This is a genomic window from Janthinobacterium sp. OK676 (genome assembly GCF_900103595.1).
Taxonomy (GTDB): domain Bacteria; phylum Pseudomonadota; class Gammaproteobacteria; order Burkholderiales; family Burkholderiaceae_D; genus Janthinobacterium.
In genome coordinates, this window is sequence record NZ_FNHA01000011.1 from 225,064 (window position 1) to 243,663 (window position 18,600).

Genomic DNA, 18,600 nt, shown 5'->3' on the forward strand with positions numbered 1-18,600 from the left:
ATACCATGAAAATCAAGACCCTATGCGCCGTGCTGGGCGCTTCATTGCTGACTCCCGGCATGGCGCAGGCGGACATCGTGCAGCGCCTCGTGGTGACCGCCATGGCCGCCGAGCAAGATAGCGAAGGCGGCGATGTGTTCAGTATTGCGGGCACGACCGCTTGTGGCGGCAAGCAGATACGCATGGATGCCCGATCGGTGAACCTGGACGAGGCGCCATACGAAGCGCTGAAAGCGCGGCTGGCCAAGCAGATCCGCAGCAAGACGCCCATGCTCGTCACCGTGAAAAATTGCCCCGAGGATCAAAGCGTGCCCATCGTGCGGCAGATCGCCGCCTGCACGCCAGCGGCTTGCGCCGACGGTCGGGCGCGGTTGTACCTGCACGAGCGCTTCTTCCCCATCGAGCAGGAAAAGGCGCCGAATGTGCTGCTGTTGCCTTTGCCGAAAGGCAAGCTGCCGGGTACGTGGAAGGTGGACATTTACAGCGTGGCCGGTCACAAGCTGCGCCTGTCGGGCCAGGTCAACCACGCCGATTATGCGCAGGGTGAACTGGTCGGCGGCTACACCTATTATTACCCGGATGGCCAGATCGAAAAACAGGTGCCGCAAGATGCCAAGGGCCGGCAGCAGGGCGTGGCCAGCAGTTACTATTCTGATGGTACGCTGGAATCGCGCAGCCAATGGCGCGACGGTATGCCGGAAGGCATGCAGCGCAGCTATCACAGCACGGGCAAGCTGCGCGAAGCTGTGGAATTTCGCAATGGCGGCCAGGTTGACGGCACATTCGATACCTTTGATGCCAATGGCAAGCTGAAGACACGCCAGACCATGCGCGATGGCAAGCTGGAAGGCGAACTCATTACGTATTTTCCTGACGGTAAAGTTTCCAGCCGCACGCAAATGAGCAAGGGCAAGTACCACGGTCTGGCCACCTATTACCATCCGGATGGCGCCGTGCGCTCCACCATGACAATGCTCATGGACTTGCCGGCGGGCGAAGCGCTGGAATTTTATCCAGATGGCAAGGTGCAAACGCGCCAGCAGTATGCCGGGAATGGAGCGCTGCTCAAGGTCCAACGCTACAGTCCGCAAGGCGTGCTGGTGCTGGAAAGAAACTGGGACAAGCAGCTGCGTGAGCAGGGCACGTCGCGCTCGTGGTACGAGAACGGCAAGCCGGAGCAAGCCATCGACTACGTGAACGACCGGCGCGACGGCTGGAGCCGCAGCTGGCACGAGGATGGCAGTTTGAAGGGCGAATGCCAGTATGTGGCCGGCAAGGCCCAGGGCGCATGCGGCGAAGCGCCGCCAGCGCCGGAACTGCAGCGCAAGGAGCAGGCATGGCGCGCATTGTGAAGCATGTGCTGCTTGCAACGCTGCTGTGGCCGCTGCTGGCCCACGCCGAGATTGAGCAGCGGCAAGTAGTCACCGCGATCAAGGCGACGCCCGACGGCGACGTGCTGACCCTCGCCAGCGACAGCGGCTGCGGCGGCAGGCAGGTGCTGATGGATGCCGTGTCCGTGGGCCTGGACGCGCAGCAGTACGCCGCCATGAAGCAGCAATTGGCCAAGCTGATACGCGACAAAACGCCCTTGTTGATGCGTATCAGATCTTGTCCTACGCCAGGTAAGGCGGCTGCGCTCGCCATGCCCGATGTCGGCAAGCTGGGCGGCTGCGAGCCGCAAGCCTGTGCCGACGGCAAGGCGCGCCTGTACCTGAATCACAATCTGACGCGCGGCGAAGTCAAGGAGCATGCGCGCTATGCGCTGCTCGTCCCGCTGCCGCCAGGCAAGACGCCCGGCACCTGGCAAGTCGAGGTGGTGCACGCGCGGAAAGGCGAGCCGAAGCGGCTGATTGGCCAGGTCAACGAGCCTGATTACCTGCGCGGCAAGCTGGTGGGCAACTACAGCATGTACTACCCGCATGGCCAGTTGGAAATGCAGGTGGAGCAGGATGGGCGCGGCGTGCAGCAGGGTGTGCAGACCATGTATCGCCCTGAGGGCCAGATTTCCATGCGCAACACGTGGCGCAATGGCGTGCAGGAAGGCGAACAGCGGATCTACCACGATACGGGCAAGCTGAACGAGGTCAGCCATTACGAGAACGGCGCCCGCGCCGATGGCCTGGTAGAAACGTTCGACACGGACGGCAAGCTGCGCACGCGCGTGACACAGGTCAAGGGCCAGACGGAGGGCGAGCTGCTGCTGTTCTATCCGGACGGCACAGTGGAAAGCCGCAGCCAGTACGTCAACGGCATCATGACGGGGCCCAGCACCGGCTATTTCCCCGACGGCAAGGTGCAGCGCACGGCCAACTACGTAGACGACAAGCCTGTCGGCGACAGCATCGAATATTACCCGGACGGCAAAGTCGCCAACAAGCGCACGCACAGCGGCCACTACGTCTTGCGCAGCGAACAGCGCTTCAGCCGGACCGGCGTATTGCTCGTGGACAAACGGTGGAACGCGGGCGGGCGCGAGGAGGGCGCGTTGCGTTCCTGGTATGCGAATGGCAAACCTCGTCAGTTGATCGAGTATGTCGATGGCGAACGCCAGGGCTGGACCCGGCACTGGCGCGCAGACGGTAGTGTGGAAAGCGAATGCCGCTATGTGGCGGATGAGGCGCAGGGGGAGTGCACGGGGGCGTCCGCGAAGATGTCGTACACGGAGGATGGAATTGAGTTCGAGATGCCGGAGCAGTGAAGCATGTCAATTAACCCAAGACAAGGACTGGGGTCAGACCCGTCGGGTCTGACCCCGGCTCTTTGCCTGAGGGTTCGGTGATGCTATCGGCTTACAAATAGTCTAGGACCGAGGCGTAACATTAGCGGTGCGGCGGCGTCAGCACGCTGGCGATCGCCTTCGGCAAGGTTTCCGGATAATCGCGGCTGAAGTGCAGGCCACGGCTTTCGCGGCGCGACAGAGCGCTGTTGACGATCATCGAGGCCACGTCGACGAGATTGCGCAGTTCCAGCAGATCGTGCGTGATGCGGAAGTTGCGGTAGTACTCGTCGATCTCTTCCTTCAAGAGCGCGATGCGGTGCTGGGCCCGTTCCAGGCGTTTCGTCGTGCGCACGATGCCCACGTAATTCCACATGAAGCGGCGCAGCTCGTCCCAGTTGTGGGAAATCACCACTTCCTCGTCCGCATCCGTGACCCGGCTTTCATCCCAGTCGGGCAGATACGGCGTGCCCAGCTTTTCCTTGCTTTCGATATCCTGTGCGCAGGCGCGGCCGATGACGATGCATTCGAGCAGGGAATTCGACGCCAGGCGGTTGGCGCCGTGCAGGCCCGTGCATGCCGTTTCGCCCACTGCGTACAAGCCCGGCAAGTCGGCGCGGCCCGCCAGGTCCGTCACGACGCCGCCGCACGTGTAGTGGGCGGCGGGCACGATGGGAATCGGCTGCTTGGTGATGTCGATGCCCAGTTCCAGACAGCGCGCGTAGATGGTGGGGAAGTGTTCGATGAGGAATTCGGCCGGCTTGTGGCTGATGTCCAGGTGCACGTAGTCGAGACCGCGTTTCTTGATCTCGAAGTCGATGGCGCGCGCCACCACGTCGCGCGGCGCCAGTTCGGCCCGTTCATCGTGCGCCAGCATGAAGCGCGTGCCCGCCGCCGCGCCCGCTTCGGGCGGCAGTTTCAGCAAGCCGCCTTCGCCACGGATGGCTTCGGTGATCAAAAACGATTTGGCGTATGGGTGGTACAGGCAGGTCGGGTGAAACTGGATGAATTCCATGTTCGACACGCGGCAGCCGGCGCGCCAGGCCATGGCGATGCCGTCGCCGCTGGCCGTGTCGGGATTCGTTGTATATAAATACACCTTGCCGGCGCCGCCCGTGGCCAGCACGGTGTGCTCGGCGGCAAAGGTCAGTACCTTGCCCGTTTGCTCATCCTGCACGTACAGGCCGTGGCAATGCGGTTGGGCGTTGCGCTGGGTCGGCTTCATGCCCAGCTTGTCGGAGGTGATCAGGTCGATCGCGCAATGGTGTTCGAACAGGCTGATGTTCGGGTGGGCGCGCACTTTTTCTTCCAGGGTCACCTGCACGGCGTGGCCGGTGGCGTCGGCCGCGTGGATGATGCGGCGCTGGCTGTGGCCGCCTTCGCGTGTCAGGTGAAAACCCAGCTCGGCCGAGGCGTCGCGCGTAAACGGCACGCCTTGCTCGATCAGCCATTCGATGGCTTCGCGGCCGTGCTCGACGATGTAGCGCGTGGCGCTCTCGTCGCACAGGCCGCCGCCCGCGATCAGGGTGTCTTCGATGTGCTGCTGGTGGCTGTCGCCCGAGTCCAGCACGGCCGCGATGCCTCCCTGCGCCCAGTTGCTGGCGCCATCGAGCAGCGCGCGTTTGGAAATGATCGCGACGGTGCGCGTCTCAGCTAAATGCAGTGCAACCGATAAACCCGCCAGGCCACTGCCGACAATCGCTACATCAAATTTCATGACATTTATCTTTTTTTAGGGGAAGCATACTATAGTCCATTTCACATCAATCGGTAATGTGTTGAGATAAATTCTGCCGGTGAAAGATAGCTGGGGCTGTAGCTTGTGGCGCATCAATGTCTACTTGGAACAGTTCGCCATGATGGCAAGACCGGTATCAGGCCGCTATGCGCGCGGCGTGGTGCTTCTTGCCGCAGGGGGAACCATGATCCGCATCTTCAGCCATTATGTCTCGAAAACAGCGTTTATCTTGCTGTTGCTGGAAATCATGATCCTGCTGCTGTCGGCCACCCTGACGTCCTTGCTGTGGCTGGCGGACGGCAGCCGCGTGCTGCGGGTGAGCGAGCTCTACCTGTCGTCTTCGATCTTTGCGCTGGTCATCGTGCTGAGCATGAGTGCGCTGGGCATGTACCAGCACCGTTCGCGCGAAGACATCCGCAACACCTTGCTGCGCATCCTGCCGTCGTTCGCGCTCGGTTTTGCCGTACTCAGCGTTCTGATCCGTTTTATTCCTTCCTTGCATTTCGGGCGCGGCAGCGTGCTGATCTTCGGCCTGGGCGCCATCGGCGTGCTGCTGGCGCGCCTGGTGGTGTTCAAGTCATCGCAATCGGCGCTGATGGAAGGACGGCTGATCCTGGTGGGGGGCGGGGCGCTGGCGCGCGAATGCATGGACCTGGCTGCCAGCAAGATCGGTTTCCATCAGTTTACGGTGGTCGGCTGTGTCAGTGTGGCTGGCGAGCAATGCTGCGTGCCGGCCTCGGCATTGCTGCCGGCCGGACCGTCCTTGCTGGCCACGGCCCAGCGCCATGCCGCCCATGAAATCGTCGTGTCCGTCAGCGACCGGCGCAATGGCGCGTTTCCTGCCAAGCAACTGCTGGAATGCGCGCTCGGCGGGGTGAAGGTGATCGACGCGGCCACGTTTTTCGAGCGCGAAGCGTGCCAGATTCGCATCGATTCCTTGCAACCGAGCTACCTGATCTATGGCGGCGGCTTCGACCAGAGTTTTTTCCGCGCCGCATCGAAGCGCTTGTTCGACCTGGCCGCCAGCGGCGTCATCTGCCTGGCCGCGCTGCCCGTGATGCTGGTGACGGCCCTGTGCATCCGCCTGGAGGATGGCGGCCCCGTGTTCTATCAGCAAGAACGGGTGGGGCGCGACGGTCTGCCATTCAAGGTGCTGAAATTTCGCAGCATGCGCTGTGATGCCGAGCGCGACGGCACGCCCATCTGGGCGCTGGCCAACGATGCGCGCATTACGCGCGTGGGCAATCTGATCCGCAAGCTGCGCATCGACGAGCTGCCGCAGATGCTCAATGTGTTTCGCGGCGAGATGAGCTTCGTGGGACCGCGCCCGGAGCGCGCGTATTTTGTCGAACAATTGCAGGAACAAGTGCCGTACTACAACATTCGCCACAACATCAAGCCGGGCATCACGGGCCTGGCGCAGGTGCGCTACCAGTATGGCGCTTCCATCGACGATGCCGTCAAAAAATTGCAATACGACTTGTATTATGTGAAAAACAATAGCCTGTTCCTCGACTTGCTGATCCTGCTCGACACGGTGCAGGTGGTGCTGTTTGGCAAGGGCAGCCGATGATGCGGGCGCAGTCGGACTGGCTGGCGGCGGCCGACGCGGCGGCCCTCAGCCATGGCTTGGCGTCGCTGGCCTTCTTCGTGCTGGCGTTGCTGCTCATCAGCAACTGGCGCGCGCGGCAAAACGTGCGAGCCTTGCTGGTCGCCTGCCTGGCGACGGGCGGCTGGGCGATGGGCACGGTGGTGCTGGTACTGCTGGGGCAGCACACTTCGCTGGCCGATGATGCGCTGGAATTGCTGCGCACCGTGGCCTGGCTCGTATTCCTGCTGTTGCTGATCGAACCGTCGCGGCCCCGCTTGCGCCTCGTGCTGGCCGGCATCGTTCTCACGGCGCTGGCGCCGTGGCTGTCCGCGCTGGCCTTGTCGTGGCTGCCGATGGTCTTGCCGGCACGCACGGCGGCCAGCGTCAGCCGTTTGCTGCTGGCCGTACTGGGCATGTTGCTGGTGGAACAGTGGTACCGCAACACGCCGCCCCTGAAACGCTGGGGCATCAAGTTTGCGTGCCTGGGCGTGGGCGGGCTGTTCGCCTACGATTTCTATCTGTACAGCGACGCCTTGCTGTTTCGCACGGTCAACAACGACATCTGGGCCGCGCGCGGCATCGTCGACGCCCTGTGCGCGCCGCTGCTGGCCGTCTCGGCCGCGCGCAATCCGGGCTGGGCGCTGGGCCTGTCCGTCTCGCGCCAGATGCTGTACCGCTCGGCCGCCTTGCTGGGCTCGGCCATCTACCTGCTGGCCATGGCGGCCAGCGCCTATTATTTGCGCTACTTCGGCGGCACCTGGGGTTCCCTGATGCAGATGGCTTACCTGGGCGGCGCGGCCCTGCTGCTGGCGGGCGTGCTGTTTTCCGGCAGCCTGCGCGCCAAGCTCAAGGTGTATATCAATAAACATTTTTACAATGCCATCTTCGATTACCGCGAGGAATGGCTGAGATTTACGCGGGCGCTATCCGAAGATGGGCCGGCCCTGGGCGAACGCACGATACAGGCCATGGCGCAACTGGTGGAAAGCCGCGCCGGCGCCCTGTGGATTTTGCGCGAACAGGGGCAGTTCGCCCCCGCCGCCAGCTGGAACTGGCCGCCGAACACGTGGAGCGAGCCGGCGTCAGGTCCCTTGTGCCAGTTCATGGAAGCACGGCAGTGGGTGATCGACGTGTCCGATTGCCTGCAAAATCCGCGCCAGTACGGTGGCTTGCGCTTGCCGCCCGCGCTGCTGGCGCTGCCCGACGTGTGGCTGCTGGTGCCCCTGATGCTGCATGGCCAGCTGTTCGCCTTTGTCGCGCTGGCGCGGCCCCGCACGCACATCGGCTTGAACTGGGAAATCCTCGACGTGCTGAAAATTGCCGGCAGCCAGGCCGCCAGCTATCTGGCGCACCGCGAATCGCTCGATACCCTGACGGTGGCGCGCCAGTTCGACTCGTTCAACCGCATGTCCACCTTCATCGTGCACGACCTCAAAAACCTCGTGTTCCAGCTGTCGCTGTTATTGAGCAACGCGGAAAAGCACCGCGCCAATCCCGCCTTCCAGCAAGACATGCTGGGCACCCTCGACCATTCCGTGCAGAAAATGAAAACCTTGCTGCAGAAACTGGCGCGTGGCGAAGCGCCGGAAGCGCCCGCGCCGCTGCTGCTCGACGGCTTGCTGCGCCAGGCCGTGGCGGCCAAGGCGAGCCTGGCGCCGGCGCCCCGGCTGGAAATCGTCGATGGCGAACTGACGGTGCTGGCCAACCGCGCGCGGCTGGAGCGGGTGCTGGGTCACTTGATCCAGAACGCCATCGAGGCGACGGCCAGCGATGGCAAGGTGGCCGTGCGGCTGCGGCGCGAGCAGCATACGGCCGTCGTCGAGCTCGACGATACGGGGCAGGGCATGAGCGAACAATTCATCCGCGAACGTTTATTTAAGCCGTTCGACACGACGAAGACGGCGGGCATGGGCATCGGCGTGTTCGAAAGCCGCGAATACCTGCGCGAAGTGGGCGGCAGCCTGGAAGTGCGCAGCGCGCCGCAGGTGGGCACGACGTTTCGCATGATCCTGCCGCTGCATGCGGCCATGGGGTCTGACCCGCCGGGTCATACCCCAGATTTCCGCTGTTCTACCCGCTGACTGGAGTGCATACGTATGGCGAAACAAAAACTGCTGGTCATCGAAGACGATCCCGGCCTGCAAAAGCAGTTGCACTGGAGTTTTGACGGCTACGAAGTCTTGCTGGCAGGCGAGCGCGAGGCGGCGCTGGCGCTCGTGCGGCGCCACCAGCCTGCCGTCGTGACGATGGACCTGGGCTTGCCGCCCGACCCGGACGGCGCCACGGAAGGCCTGGCCACCCTGCGGCAAATCCTCGCGCTGGCGCCGGACACGAAAGTCATCATCCTGTCGGGGAACCAGGAGCGGGCGCATGCCTTGAAAGCCATTGCGCTGGGCGCCTACGATTTCCACCAGAAACCGTTCGAGGCCGACATGCTGGGCCTGGTCATCGCCCGCGCCTTTTATTTGCACGCGATGCAGCAGGAAAACCGCCGCATGCTGCAGACGCAGGCGGACTCGCCCTTGGCCGGCATCGTCAGCCGCGACCCGGGCATGCTGAAACTGTGCCGCAGCGTGGAAAAAGTGGCGCCCTCGTCGGCCAGCGTGATGCTGCTGGGCGACTCGGGCAGCGGCAAGGAATTGATTGCGCGGGGACTGCACGCGCTGTCGAGCCGCCACGCGCAACGTTTCGTTGCCATCAATTGCGCGGCCATCCCCGAAAACCTGCTCGAGAGCGAGCTGTTCGGCTATGAGCGGGGGGCGTTTACGGGCGCGGCCCGGCAAACCCTGGGCAAGATCGAGCTGGCCCATGGCGGCACTTTCTTTCTCGATGAAATCGGCGACATGCCGATGGGGCTGCAGGCGAAACTGCTGCGCTTCCTGCAAGAAAGAGTCATCGAGCGCGTGGGCGGGCGCGCCGAGATCGCCGTCGACGTGCGCATCGTGTGCGCCACGCACCAGGACCTGAAAGTGCTGGCGGAACAGGGGCGTTTCCGCGAAGACCTGTTTTACCGTCTCAGCGAAATCGTGCTGCGCATTCCGCCGCTGCGCGAGCGGGCCGGCGATGCGGCCTTGCTGGCCCACCATTTCAAGAACAAGTTCTGCGCCAGCGAAGGCCGCAGCAACCTGCATTTCAGCGCCGGCGCGCTGCAGCTGATCGAAAGCTACGGCTGGCCCGGCAATGTGCGCGAAGTGGAAAACTGCATCAAGCGGGCCGTCATCATGTGCGACGGGCCGCAGATCGCCGCCGATGACCTGGGTCTGCCCGCCAGCGCCCAGGCGGCGCCCCCGGACGAGCCGCTGAGCCTGCGACAGGCCCGCGAAGTGGCTGAATACAAGGTGATGGTGCGCGCGCTGGCGCGGGCCGATGGCAATATCGCCAAGGCGGCCGAGCTGCTGGGCGTGAGCCGGCCCACCCTGTACGACCTGATGGGCCATCACGGCATCAAGTCGCAGGTGAACAGCTGAGTGTATTAAAAATCAAGATTGTGTAAGGCGTCGCACATACGCTGGCGCCGCCGTGGCGCATCCTTGCCTCATCTACAACAAGGAGGCGCCATGAACGCGATCAATCTATTGATGCAAGACCATAAGGCCGTGAAGGCATTGTTTGCCCAATATGAAGGCTTGAGCGACCGCTCATTTGCCACCAAGAAAAAACTGGCCGACCAGATCTGCCAGGAACTCACCGTGCACACGCAACTGGAAGAAGAAATTTTCTATCCGGCCGTGCGTCGTCCCATCCACGATGGCGACCTGATGGATGAAGCCCTCGTCGAGCACGCGAGCGCCAAGGAGCTCATCGCGCAAATTGCCGCCATGGACCCGGCCGACGACCTGTACGACGCCAAGGTCAAGGTGCTGTCCGAGCAGATCGAGCACCACGTCCAGGAAGAAGAGGGCGACATGTTTCCCAAGGTGCGCGAGACGGCCGTCGACCTCGACGCGCTGGGCCGGGAAATGGCCGCGCGCAAGGAACAGCTGACGGACGTCGCCGCCTGAGCGGTTGAAAAAATCAATAACCAAGGGAGTATTCCATGCAAGCTACACAATTGTCCGTCTCGGACCTGAACAATCCGGGCGTCTCTTGGGGCGCCGTGCTGGCGGGCGCGGCTGCCGCGGCCGCCTTGTCCTTCATTCTCCTGATCCTCGGCGTGGGCCTGGGCCTGTCGTCCGTGTCGCCCTGGTCGTTCAATGCGACGGCCATCGGCGTATCCACCATCGCCTGGCTGGCCTTCATGCAATTGGCCGCGTCCGGCATCGGCGGCTACATGGCGGGCCGGCTGCGCGTGAAATGGAGTTCCATCCATACGGATGAAGTGCATTTCCGCGATACGGCGCACGGCTTGCTGGCCTGGGCTGTGGCCACCCTGATCACCGTGGCCGTGCTGGCCGGCGGCACGCGGGCCGTGCTCAGCGGCGCCATCGATGCGGGCAGCGGCGTGGCGGCGGCGGTGTCCCCAGCTGCGGCGGCGGGTGCGGGTGCGGCTGGTGCGAAGGCGGACGAGGGCGGCGGCGCCAATCCGCTCGACTATTTCTCGGACATGCTGCTGCGCGCACCTGCCGCGCCTGCCGCCGCTGCTGCCACCACCGGCACCCTGGCGGCTCCCTCGGCCAATGCCAGCACTGCCGACCAACGCATGGAAACCGGCAGGATCTTCGCCACCAGCCTGTCCACGGGCAGCCTGGCCGCCGATGACCGCGCCTACCTGGGCCAGGTCGTGGCCAGCCGCACGGGCTTGACGCAAGCCGAAGCGGAAGCGCGGGTCGACGCCGTCTACGGCCGCGCCGCCAAGGCCGCCGCCGATGCCAAGGCGCGTGCCCAGCAGGCGGCCGATACGGCCCGCAAGGCCGGTGCCCATACGGCACTGTGGATGTTCGTCGCCTTGCTGCTCGGTGCTTTCGTGGCCAGCCTGGCGGCGACGTTCGGCGGCCGCCAGCGCGACCATGAGCGCGTGCTGCGCCACGTCACCATCTGAAACCCCTACCATCAATCAAGGAGTCCTCCATGCGTTCCATCCTCTTGCTGCTGCTGGGCATTCCATTGCCCATCGTCATACTGATCGCCCTGTTCGTACGCTGACAAGGTCAACACAAGAACCGGTGCCCGCTGCAAGGCGGGCGCCGGTTTTTGCATGAAAGCGGGCGCATGTGTAAGATGGCGCCATCTTTCCAACGAAACCATCCATGAACGTGACCACCTTCCGTCCCTTGCTGAAAACCGCCGCCACCGCCGCTTTTGCCTGTACCGTGCTGGCCGCGTGTTCCACCCTGATCGGCCCGCGCGACGTGAACGTGTCGCTGAGCAAGATGCAGCAAGGCCTGGAGCGCCGCTTTCCCATCGACAAGCGCGTGCTGTCCGTGCTGGACGTCAAGCTGACCCATCCGCAACTTTCCTTGCAGCCCGAGCGCGAACGGGTTGCCCTCAGCGTGGACGCCAGCGTCTTGCCGCCGTTCATACGCCAGAGCTGGCGCGGCAGCCTGGCCATGTCGGGCCGCCTCGTGCTCGACGCCCAGCGCAACGCCGTTTACCTCAGCGAAGCGAGCGTGGACAAGGTGACCATCGACGGCATGGACGAGTCGCAGCAGCGCCAGTTCGCCAAGGTGGCCGGTCTGGTGGCCGACCAGCTCATGCATGAAACGCCGATCTATACCTTCAAACCCGACGAATTACGCTATGCGGGCGTGCAATTCGTACCCACGCAGCTCAGGACGACGAGCAATGGGCTGACCGTGACGTTCGAGCCGGTAAAATAGCCTAGGCTTCGACTGCCGGCGGGCTGATTCGCGTTGCCGTGTTATTGCGCGGCGTCGCTTCTTCATGGAACAGGTCGGCCAGGTATTCGCACAGCGCATCTGCTTCAATATCGTCAGGAATAATGAAATCGGCGGGCCGGCGCTTGCCTTCCGCACCGAGATAAAATGCGCGCCATGCTCCCTGATTTCCGCAGATGGCGATCAGCGTGCCGAAAACATTGAATCTGCATTCCTGCATCAAACTTCTCCAGTCAAGGCGCCGGGCATAGAGATATGGAACGCGGCGGATACGGCCATTGCCAAATAGTAACATTTTCTGCTCATCGGCGCGGGCTCGAGGCGCGCTTCAGCGCTTCTCTGCTCACCGGACTTGTTCAACGGACATTGTTTCCCCGTAAGCACGCGGACTATAATCCAGCCTCCCATGCCTGGACAAGCATGTTCCCCAACATGAAGTGAAAACAATTAAAGGAATCTTCGTGAAACGCTCACTTATCAGCGCAGCTTGCTGCGCCTTGCTCGCCTTATCCTCGCCCTCGCTGTACGCCCAGCAAGGCGCTACCGCCGCCGCGCCCGTCTCCGGCATCGACCTGAAAACCCTGGACCCGGCCGTCAGCCCGAAGGATGACTTCTACGGCTACGTCAACGGCGTGTGGACCCGCAATACGGACATCCCGGCCGACAAATCCGTCTGGGGCACCTACATCGAATTGCGCGAAATCGCCCAGGGCCAGCTGCGTGGCCTGATCGACGCCACCGTGAAAAATCCCGGCAAACCGGGCAGCGAAGCGCACAAGATCGCCGACCTGTACACGAGCTTCATGAACGACAAGGCGCGCGATGCGGCCGGCTTCAAGCCCCTGAAGGCCGAGCTGGCCCGCGTCGCCGCCATCAAGGACAAGAAGGACTTGCCGGCGCTGCTCGCCTATCTGCAAGGCAGTGGCGTGGCGACGCCGTTTTCCGCCTATGTGGCGCCCGATGCGCAAGACCCCGAGCAGTACACGGTCAACATCAGCCAGTCCGGCCTGGGCTTGCCTGACCGCGATTACTACCTGAAGGATGACGACGCCAAGCTGCAAGCCGTGCGCGCCAAATACCTCAAGCATATCGAGACCATGCTGGCCATGAGCGGCGACAAGGCCGCTGCCGAACACGCGGCGCAGATCCTCGACATCGAGACGCGCCTGGCGACCGTGCAGTGGACGCGCGTGCAGATGCGCGACCCCGTCAAATCGTACAACCGCGTCGATTTCGACAAATTCGCGGCACTGGCGCCGGCCTTTGACTGGAATGCCTACTTTACGGCCGCCGGCCTGGCGCCGAAGGCTTCCTCGGCCGTCGTGCGCCAGCCCAGCTTCATGACAGGCTTTTCCGAGACCTTGGCCGCCGTGCCGCTGGCATCGTGGAAGAGCTATCTGAACTGGCGCATCATCGAAAGCTACGCTTCCTACCTGGACAGCGCGACCGTCAAGGAGCGTTTCGCCTTCGACGGCACGGTGCTGCGCGGCGTGCCGCAAAGCGAACCGCAGTGGCAGCTGGCGCTGCGCTTCACGGATAACGCCATCAGCGACGCCGTCGGCAAGCGCTATGTGCAAATGTATCTGCCGCCGGAAACCCGGCCCCGCGTGATGGCCATGTTCGACAATTTCGTCGCCTCGTTCAAGGAGGGCATCGAACAGCTCGACTGGATGGGCCCGGAAACCAAGAAGGAAGCCCAGCTCAAGCTGGCCGCCCTGAAGCCGAAGATCGCCTACCCCGATACCTGGCGCGACTACAGCAGCATGAAGACGCAGCCGAATGACCTGATCGCCAACGTGCGCGCTTCGCGCGCGTGGAGCCGCCAGCAAAACCTGGCCAAGCTGGGCAAACCGGTCGACCGCGACGAATGGTCGATGACGCCGCAAACCGTCAACGCCAGCTATAGCCCGGCCCTGAACGCCATCACGATCCCGGCCGCGATTTTGCAGCCGCCATTCTTCAACGTGAAGGCGGAAGATGCCGTCAATTACGGCTTGCTGGGCATCACCTTCGGCCATGAAATCAGCCATGCCTTCGACGATTCGGGCAGCCAGTACGACGCCAAAGGCCGCCTGCGCAACTGGTGGACGGCGGAGGACCGCACGGCCTTCAAGGCGCTGGCCGCCGGCCTCGTCAAGCAATACGGCGCCTACAGCCCCGTGCCGGGCTACCACATCAATGGCGAACTGACCCTGGGCGAAAACATCGGCGACAATTCCGGCCTGTCGATTACCTACAAGGCCTACCAGCGTTCGCTCGGTGGCAAGCCGTCGCCCGTCATCGATGGCCTGACGGGCGAGCAGCGCCTGTACATCGGCTTTGCGCAGAAATGGCGCGCAAAACTGCGTCCCGAAGCGGCCATCGCCCAGATCAAGAGCGACCCGCATTCGCCGGGCGAATTCCGCGCCAAGGGCACGGTGAAAAACCAGCCCGGCTTCTACGAAGCGTTCGGCATCAAGCCGGGCGACCCGATGTATCTGCCGCCCGAGCAGCGCGTGATCATGTGGTAAATCACGTGGTAAACCCGTAGGGCAGTCGCGCAACCGCGCCGGGGACTATTCCTTGGCGTGGTTGAGCGTGTACCTGGGCAGTTCGACCGTCAGGTCTTCCTGCGCCAGGCGCGCCTGGCACGACAGGCGCGAATGGGGCTGCAAGCCCCAGGCCTGGTCGAGCATGTCTTCTTCATTGTCGCCCAGTTCATTGAGCGAGTCGAAACCCCGCACCACGACCACGTGGCAGGTGGAGCAGGCGCCGACCTGGCCGCAGGCGTGTTCGATGTCTATTTCGTTGCGCAGCAAGGCGTCGCAAATGCTCATGTTTTCCGGCGCGTCGATAACGGCGCCGTCGGGGGCCAGCTCGGGATGGGGCAGGACGGTGATTTTTGGCATGCGCGATTCTCCTCGTTTATCCTTCAATGCCGCCACTGTGGACCTTCCCGCCTTGGCAAGGTCAAGCCTCTGCGGCATCCTGCGCAACGATGCACTCGTCCAGATGCTCGAGCAATTGCAGGAACACGCGTTTATCCGTGTAGTGATTCATCGTGTTACTCAGCAATACATCGCTGGCGGCCGCCGCCACGGCGCTGTGGGCTTGCGCGCAGGCGGCATGCAGTTCCGCCCGATCAAGTTCCAGCAGCGCCGTATTGACGGCTTCGCGTGTGAAATCGTAGGCATCCATGCCGCAGCAGTCGGCGACACAATGGGTTTCCAGCAGGCAGATCAGCGGCCACAGCTCCCCCAGCAAGGGATCGATGTCGATGGCCTGTTCATAGCGGCCGTCAAGGCTGATCCATTCGATCCAGGCATCGTCGCCGATCTGGATATCGTCTTGGCGGTCGCGTTGCGTCATGTTTCAAACATTCTCGTCGTCATTGGTATCGCATTATAAAAAAAACCGCTCGAAGGCGGTTTTCTTGTGCGAGAGATGGCGCGTCAATCAAATAAAGTAGATCAGCGCGATGATGGCCACGACCAGCGCCACGCGGGTGACCTGGTAGGCCGTCTTGTTCCACGCCTTGAAGCGGCGGCGGTACTGGCCCATGGTCCAGGAAATCTGGAACAGCTTGCTCACGCCGCCCACCTGGTCGCCCAGTTCGTTGGGCGAGGCGGCGGCCGTCATCAGGGTGCGGCCCAGCCAGCGGTTCAAGCCTTGCGCCCAGCGATAGCGCATCGGGCGCTCGATGTCGCAGAACAGGATGATGCGGTCGCTGTCGGCATCGTTGCGCGCCCAATGGATATACGTTTCATCGAACATCACGGCCTGGCCGTCGCGCCAGCTATGGCGTTCGCCATCGACATCGATGAAGCAGCGGTCGTCGTTCGGCGTCTGCAAGCCCAGGTGATAGCGCAGGGAACCGGCGAACGGGTCGCGGTGCGGGTTGAGCTTGCCGCCTTGCGGCAGTTCCGCGAACATGGCCGCCTTGATCGACGGAATCGATTGCAGCAGCGCATAGGTCTGCGGGCACATCTGCTGCGCCGACGGGTGGTTCGCGTCATACCATTTCAGGTAGAAACGCTTCCAGCCGTATTTGAAGAAGGAATTGAAACCCACGTCATTGTTCTTTTCGGCCGCCTTGATCTTTTTCATTTCCTGCATGCGCAGCGCTTCATCGCGGATGATCTGCCAGTTCTGCTGCAGCGGCGCCAATTCCGGGAATTGCTCGACGGCCAGATACGGCGTGGCCGGCACCTTGGAAAAGGTGTGCATGAACAGGTTCAGCGGCGCCATGAACGAGGAGTGATCGAAGATCTGGCGGCGGAACGGCAGGCGCACCTTGCCCCGAAAATGAATATGTAAAACAGAAAACACAAAAATGCCCAGCAAGGCCCACTTCATACACAACCTCGTTTTTTAAGAATGGGGCAATTATAACCAGTTAATGCCATCGCCACCCCGTGCCTCGGTGAAGGAAAGATGAAGCGGCGGACGGGATCGCTGTGCCCTACAATGGCCGTTTCTACCCACTTATCCGAGGTAACAATGGAAATCTGGCACGCACCGCTCGACCTGGCCATCCTCAATGCCGCCAGCGAGGGCACGGCCATGCGCCACCTGGGCATCGTATTCACGGCTTTCGGTCCCGACTGGATCGAGGCGACCATGCCCGTCGACCACCGCACCATGCAGCCGTTCAAGCTGCTGCATGGCGGCGCTTCCGTCTTGCTGGCCGAAACCCTGGGCAGCATGGCCGCGAATGCCTGCCTCGATTCCAGCCGGCACGTGAGCGTGGGCCAGGAAATCAACGCCAACCACTTGCGCGGCGTGCGCGGCGGTTACGTGACGGGGCGCGCCACGCCCATCCACCGGGGCCGCACCAGCCAGGTCTGGGAAATCCGCATCACCGGCGACGACGGCAAGCTGTGCTGCATCTCGCGCATCACGATGGCCGTCATCGACGCGCCGGGCAAGGGGGGATACGGCAGCCCTTGACTTGCATCAAGGCACTAAAAGTGGACGCGTGAAATCATAAATAACGCTGTTCGCTTATAATTCAGTGTACCGTTGCATTGCGCGGGTTTCTCTCCGCGCGCGTACATTGCCCGACATTAGAAGCTGACTGCCCAAAAAACGCCAGTTAGAGACCCATCCCGCGCCATGCGGGAAAGGCACCACGACGGCGAGCAGATCGCTGGTTTCCAAGTAACCAGCAACAATCAACTTTTACAGGGCAATAACAACAATGATGTCATTCAATCGTTTGACGATAGGCGCGCGCCTGAGCGCAGGCTTCGGGCTGCTGGTGCTACTCATGCTGGTACTGGCTGCCTTCGCGCTGCTGCGCATCGGCGCCATCTCCGGCGCCATGGACGCGCAAGAAAAAGTCCAACAGGAAAAACTCGAGCCACTGTACGTGGCGCGCGAAGCGCTCGATCAGACGGGCCTGGCCGCCCGCAACGCGTATATCTTCCAGGACCAGGCCGCCGCCGAGAAAGAGCTGGCCATCCTCGACAGCCAGAAGGCACTCTACCTGGAAGCGCTGGCCCGGCTGGCGCCACAGTTTGCCGGCGATGCGCAATTCGAAAAAGTCAGCACGGGCTTGAAAGCCATGGCGCAGGAATTGCAGCGGCCGCGCCAGTTCCGCGCCGCAGGACAGATGGAGCAGTACGGCACCTTCCTCGTCGAAGAGTGCAGCCCCTTGCGGCGTCAGATCGTCGCCGACATCGATACCGTCCTGAAGAGCGTCCAGCGCGAATCGGAGCAGGCCAGCGTGGCCGCGCGCGCCATCTACGGCCAGTCGCTGCGCTGGATCGGCGTGCTGGCCGCGCTCAGCGTGCTCATTTGCATTGCGGTCGCCACCGTCATCACGCGCGGCCTGCTGCGCCAGCTGGGCGGCGAACCGGCGTATGCGGCCGCGATCGCCGGGCGCATCGCGCTGGGGGAGTTGGCCATCGACGTGCACACGCGCGACGGCGACGACAGCAGCCTGCTGTTTGCCATCAAGACCATGCGCGACAACCTGGCCGCCATCGTCGGCAAGGTGCGCCACGGCACGGAAAGCATCGCCACGGCGTCGACCGAGATCGCCTCGGGCAACCGCGACCTGTCGCAGCGCACGGAGCAGCAGGCCGGCTCGCTGGAAGAAGTGGCGTCATCGATGGAAGAACTGATTTCCACCGTGCGTCAGAATGCGGACAACGCCCAGCAGGCCAACCGCCTGGCGCGCGAAGCGTCGAAGGTGTCGGAGCAGGGCGGCAAGGCGGTGGCCGAAGTCGTGCACACCATGGGCCTGATCAATGCCTCGTCGAACAAGATCGTCGACATCATCGGCGTGATCGACAGCATCGCCTTCCAGACGAATATCCTCGCCTTGAACGCGGCCGTGGAAGCGGCCCGCGCGGGCGAACAGGGGCGCGGTTTCGCCGTCGTCGCCACCGAGGTGCGCAACCTGGCGCAGCGCTCGAGCGCCGCCGCGCGCGAAATCAAGGCCCTGATCGACGATTCCGTCAGCAAGGTGGGCACGGGGACCGTGCTTGTCGAGCAGGCGGGCGCCACCATGCATGACGTGGTGGCCGGCATTAGCCGGGTGACGGGCATCATGGCCGAGATCAGCCATGCGACGCAGGAGCAGGGCGCCGGCATCGAGCAAGTCAACCGCGCCATCGTCGACATGGACCGGGTGACGCAGCAAAACGCGGCCCTCGTCGAGCAGGCCGCCGCCGCCGCGCACGAACTGCAGCAGCAGGCGGCGCAGCTGGAACAGGAAGTGGGCATCTTCAAGCTGGCCACGCGGGCCAACGGTCCCCTGCGCCTGGCCGCCTGAGATGGGTGGCGCGCCAACAGC

At 63.1% G+C, this 18,600-nt stretch carries 16 protein-coding genes; 11 read left to right on the forward strand and 5 right to left on the reverse strand.

Features of this window, described 5'->3' with window-relative positions; translation table 11 throughout:
• The first annotated feature begins 5 nt into the window (after window positions 1-5).
• Together BLU39_RS21165 and BLU39_RS21170 are read left to right on the forward strand one after the other, a co-directional pair.
• Complete coding sequence (locus BLU39_RS21165) at window positions 6-1,352, forward strand: toxin-antitoxin system YwqK family antitoxin (protein ID WP_092716550.1); 1,347 nt, start codon at window positions 6-8, stop codon at window positions 1,350-1,352.
• Window positions 1,337-2,698, forward strand: a complete 1,362-nt coding sequence (locus tag BLU39_RS21170; RefSeq protein WP_092716552.1) for a toxin-antitoxin system YwqK family antitoxin — start codon at window positions 1,337-1,339, stop codon at window positions 2,696-2,698. Before BLU39_RS21165 ends, BLU39_RS21170 begins: the two co-directional genes overlap by 16 nt.
• Window positions 2,699-2,819: 121 nt before the next feature.
• On the opposite strand, the gene nadB is transcribed toward BLU39_RS21170, so the two are convergent.
• Complete coding sequence (gene nadB, locus BLU39_RS21175) at window positions 2,820-4,433, reverse strand: L-aspartate oxidase (protein ID WP_092716555.1); 1,614 nt, start codon at window positions 4,431-4,433, stop codon at window positions 2,820-2,822.
• Between the two features lie 205 nt (window positions 4,434-4,638).
• Between nadB and BLU39_RS21180 the strand changes: the two genes are divergently transcribed.
• The 6 genes from BLU39_RS21180 to BLU39_RS21205 all read left to right on the forward strand — a co-directional run bounded on the left by BLU39_RS21180 (window position 4,639) and on the right by BLU39_RS21205 (window position 11,801).
• Window positions 4,639-6,027, forward strand: a complete 1,389-nt coding sequence (locus BLU39_RS21180) for a TIGR03013 family XrtA/PEP-CTERM system glycosyltransferase (RefSeq protein ID WP_092716558.1) — start codon at window positions 4,639-4,641, stop codon at window positions 6,025-6,027.
• Complete coding sequence (gene prsK, locus BLU39_RS21185; protein WP_092716560.1) at window positions 6,024-8,126, forward strand: XrtA/PEP-CTERM system histidine kinase PrsK; 2,103 nt, start codon at window positions 6,024-6,026, stop codon at window positions 8,124-8,126. The genes BLU39_RS21180 and prsK overlap by 4 nt, the downstream gene beginning before the upstream one ends.
• Before the next feature lie 15 nt (window positions 8,127-8,141).
• Window positions 8,142-9,512: a PEP-CTERM-box response regulator transcription factor gene (gene prsR / locus BLU39_RS21190; protein WP_092716562.1), complete on the forward strand. Its 1,371-nt coding sequence runs from the start codon at window positions 8,142-8,144 to the stop codon at window positions 9,510-9,512.
• A 90-nt stretch (window positions 9,513-9,602) separates the two neighbouring features.
• Window positions 9,603-10,046: a hemerythrin domain-containing protein gene (locus BLU39_RS21195; RefSeq protein WP_092716565.1), complete on the forward strand. Its 444-nt coding sequence runs from the start codon at window positions 9,603-9,605 to the stop codon at window positions 10,044-10,046.
• 35 nt (window positions 10,047-10,081) lie between these two features.
• Complete coding sequence (locus BLU39_RS21200; protein WP_092716567.1) at window positions 10,082-11,023, forward strand: hypothetical protein; 942 nt, start codon at window positions 10,082-10,084, stop codon at window positions 11,021-11,023.
• Window positions 11,024-11,231: 208 nt separating this feature from the next.
• The gene (locus BLU39_RS21205) at window positions 11,232-11,801 is read left to right on the forward strand and encodes a DUF1439 domain-containing protein (protein WP_092716569.1); all 570 of its coding nucleotides are present in this window, start codon (window positions 11,232-11,234) and stop codon (window positions 11,799-11,801) included.
• Window position 11,802: 1 nt separating this feature from the next.
• On the opposite strand, the gene BLU39_RS21210 is transcribed toward BLU39_RS21205, so the two are convergent.
• Window positions 11,803-12,114, reverse strand: coding sequence for a DUF7661 family protein (locus BLU39_RS21210; RefSeq protein WP_368087032.1), 312 nt, complete (start codon window positions 12,112-12,114; stop codon window positions 11,803-11,805).
• A 166-nt stretch (window positions 12,115-12,280) separates the two neighbouring features.
• Between BLU39_RS21210 and BLU39_RS21215 the strand changes: the two genes are divergently transcribed.
• Window positions 12,281-14,329, forward strand: a complete 2,049-nt coding sequence (locus BLU39_RS21215) for a M13 family metallopeptidase (RefSeq protein ID WP_092716573.1) — start codon at window positions 12,281-12,283, stop codon at window positions 14,327-14,329.
• Window positions 14,330-14,374: 45 nt separating this feature from the next.
• On the opposite strand, the gene fdx is transcribed toward BLU39_RS21215, so the two are convergent.
• The 3 genes from fdx to lpxO form a co-directional block, all read right to left on the reverse strand.
• Entirely contained in the window at window positions 14,375-14,707 is a 333-nt protein-coding gene (gene fdx, locus BLU39_RS21220) for an ISC system 2Fe-2S type ferredoxin (protein ID WP_092716575.1), read from the reverse strand.
• 61 nt (window positions 14,708-14,768) lie between these two features.
• Window positions 14,769-15,167, reverse strand: a complete 399-nt coding sequence (locus BLU39_RS21225; protein WP_092716578.1) for a DUF6331 family protein — start codon at window positions 15,165-15,167, stop codon at window positions 14,769-14,771.
• A gap of 87 nt (window positions 15,168-15,254) precedes the next feature.
• Window positions 15,255-16,154: a lipid A hydroxylase LpxO gene (gene lpxO, locus BLU39_RS21230; protein WP_092716580.1), complete on the reverse strand. Its 900-nt coding sequence runs from the start codon at window positions 16,152-16,154 to the stop codon at window positions 15,255-15,257.
• A 144-nt stretch (window positions 16,155-16,298) separates the two neighbouring features.
• Here lpxO and BLU39_RS21235 point away from each other — a divergent pair, with 144 nt between their 5' ends.
• Entirely contained in the window at window positions 16,299-16,748 is a 450-nt protein-coding gene (locus BLU39_RS21235) for a hotdog fold thioesterase (RefSeq protein WP_092716582.1), read from the forward strand.
• 250 nt (window positions 16,749-16,998) lie between these two features.
• A complete protein-coding gene (locus tag BLU39_RS21240; protein ID WP_092716584.1) occupies window positions 16,999-18,579 on the forward strand; it encodes a methyl-accepting chemotaxis protein in 1,581 nt (526 codons plus the stop codon).
• Window positions 18,580-18,600 lie beyond the last annotated feature (21 nt).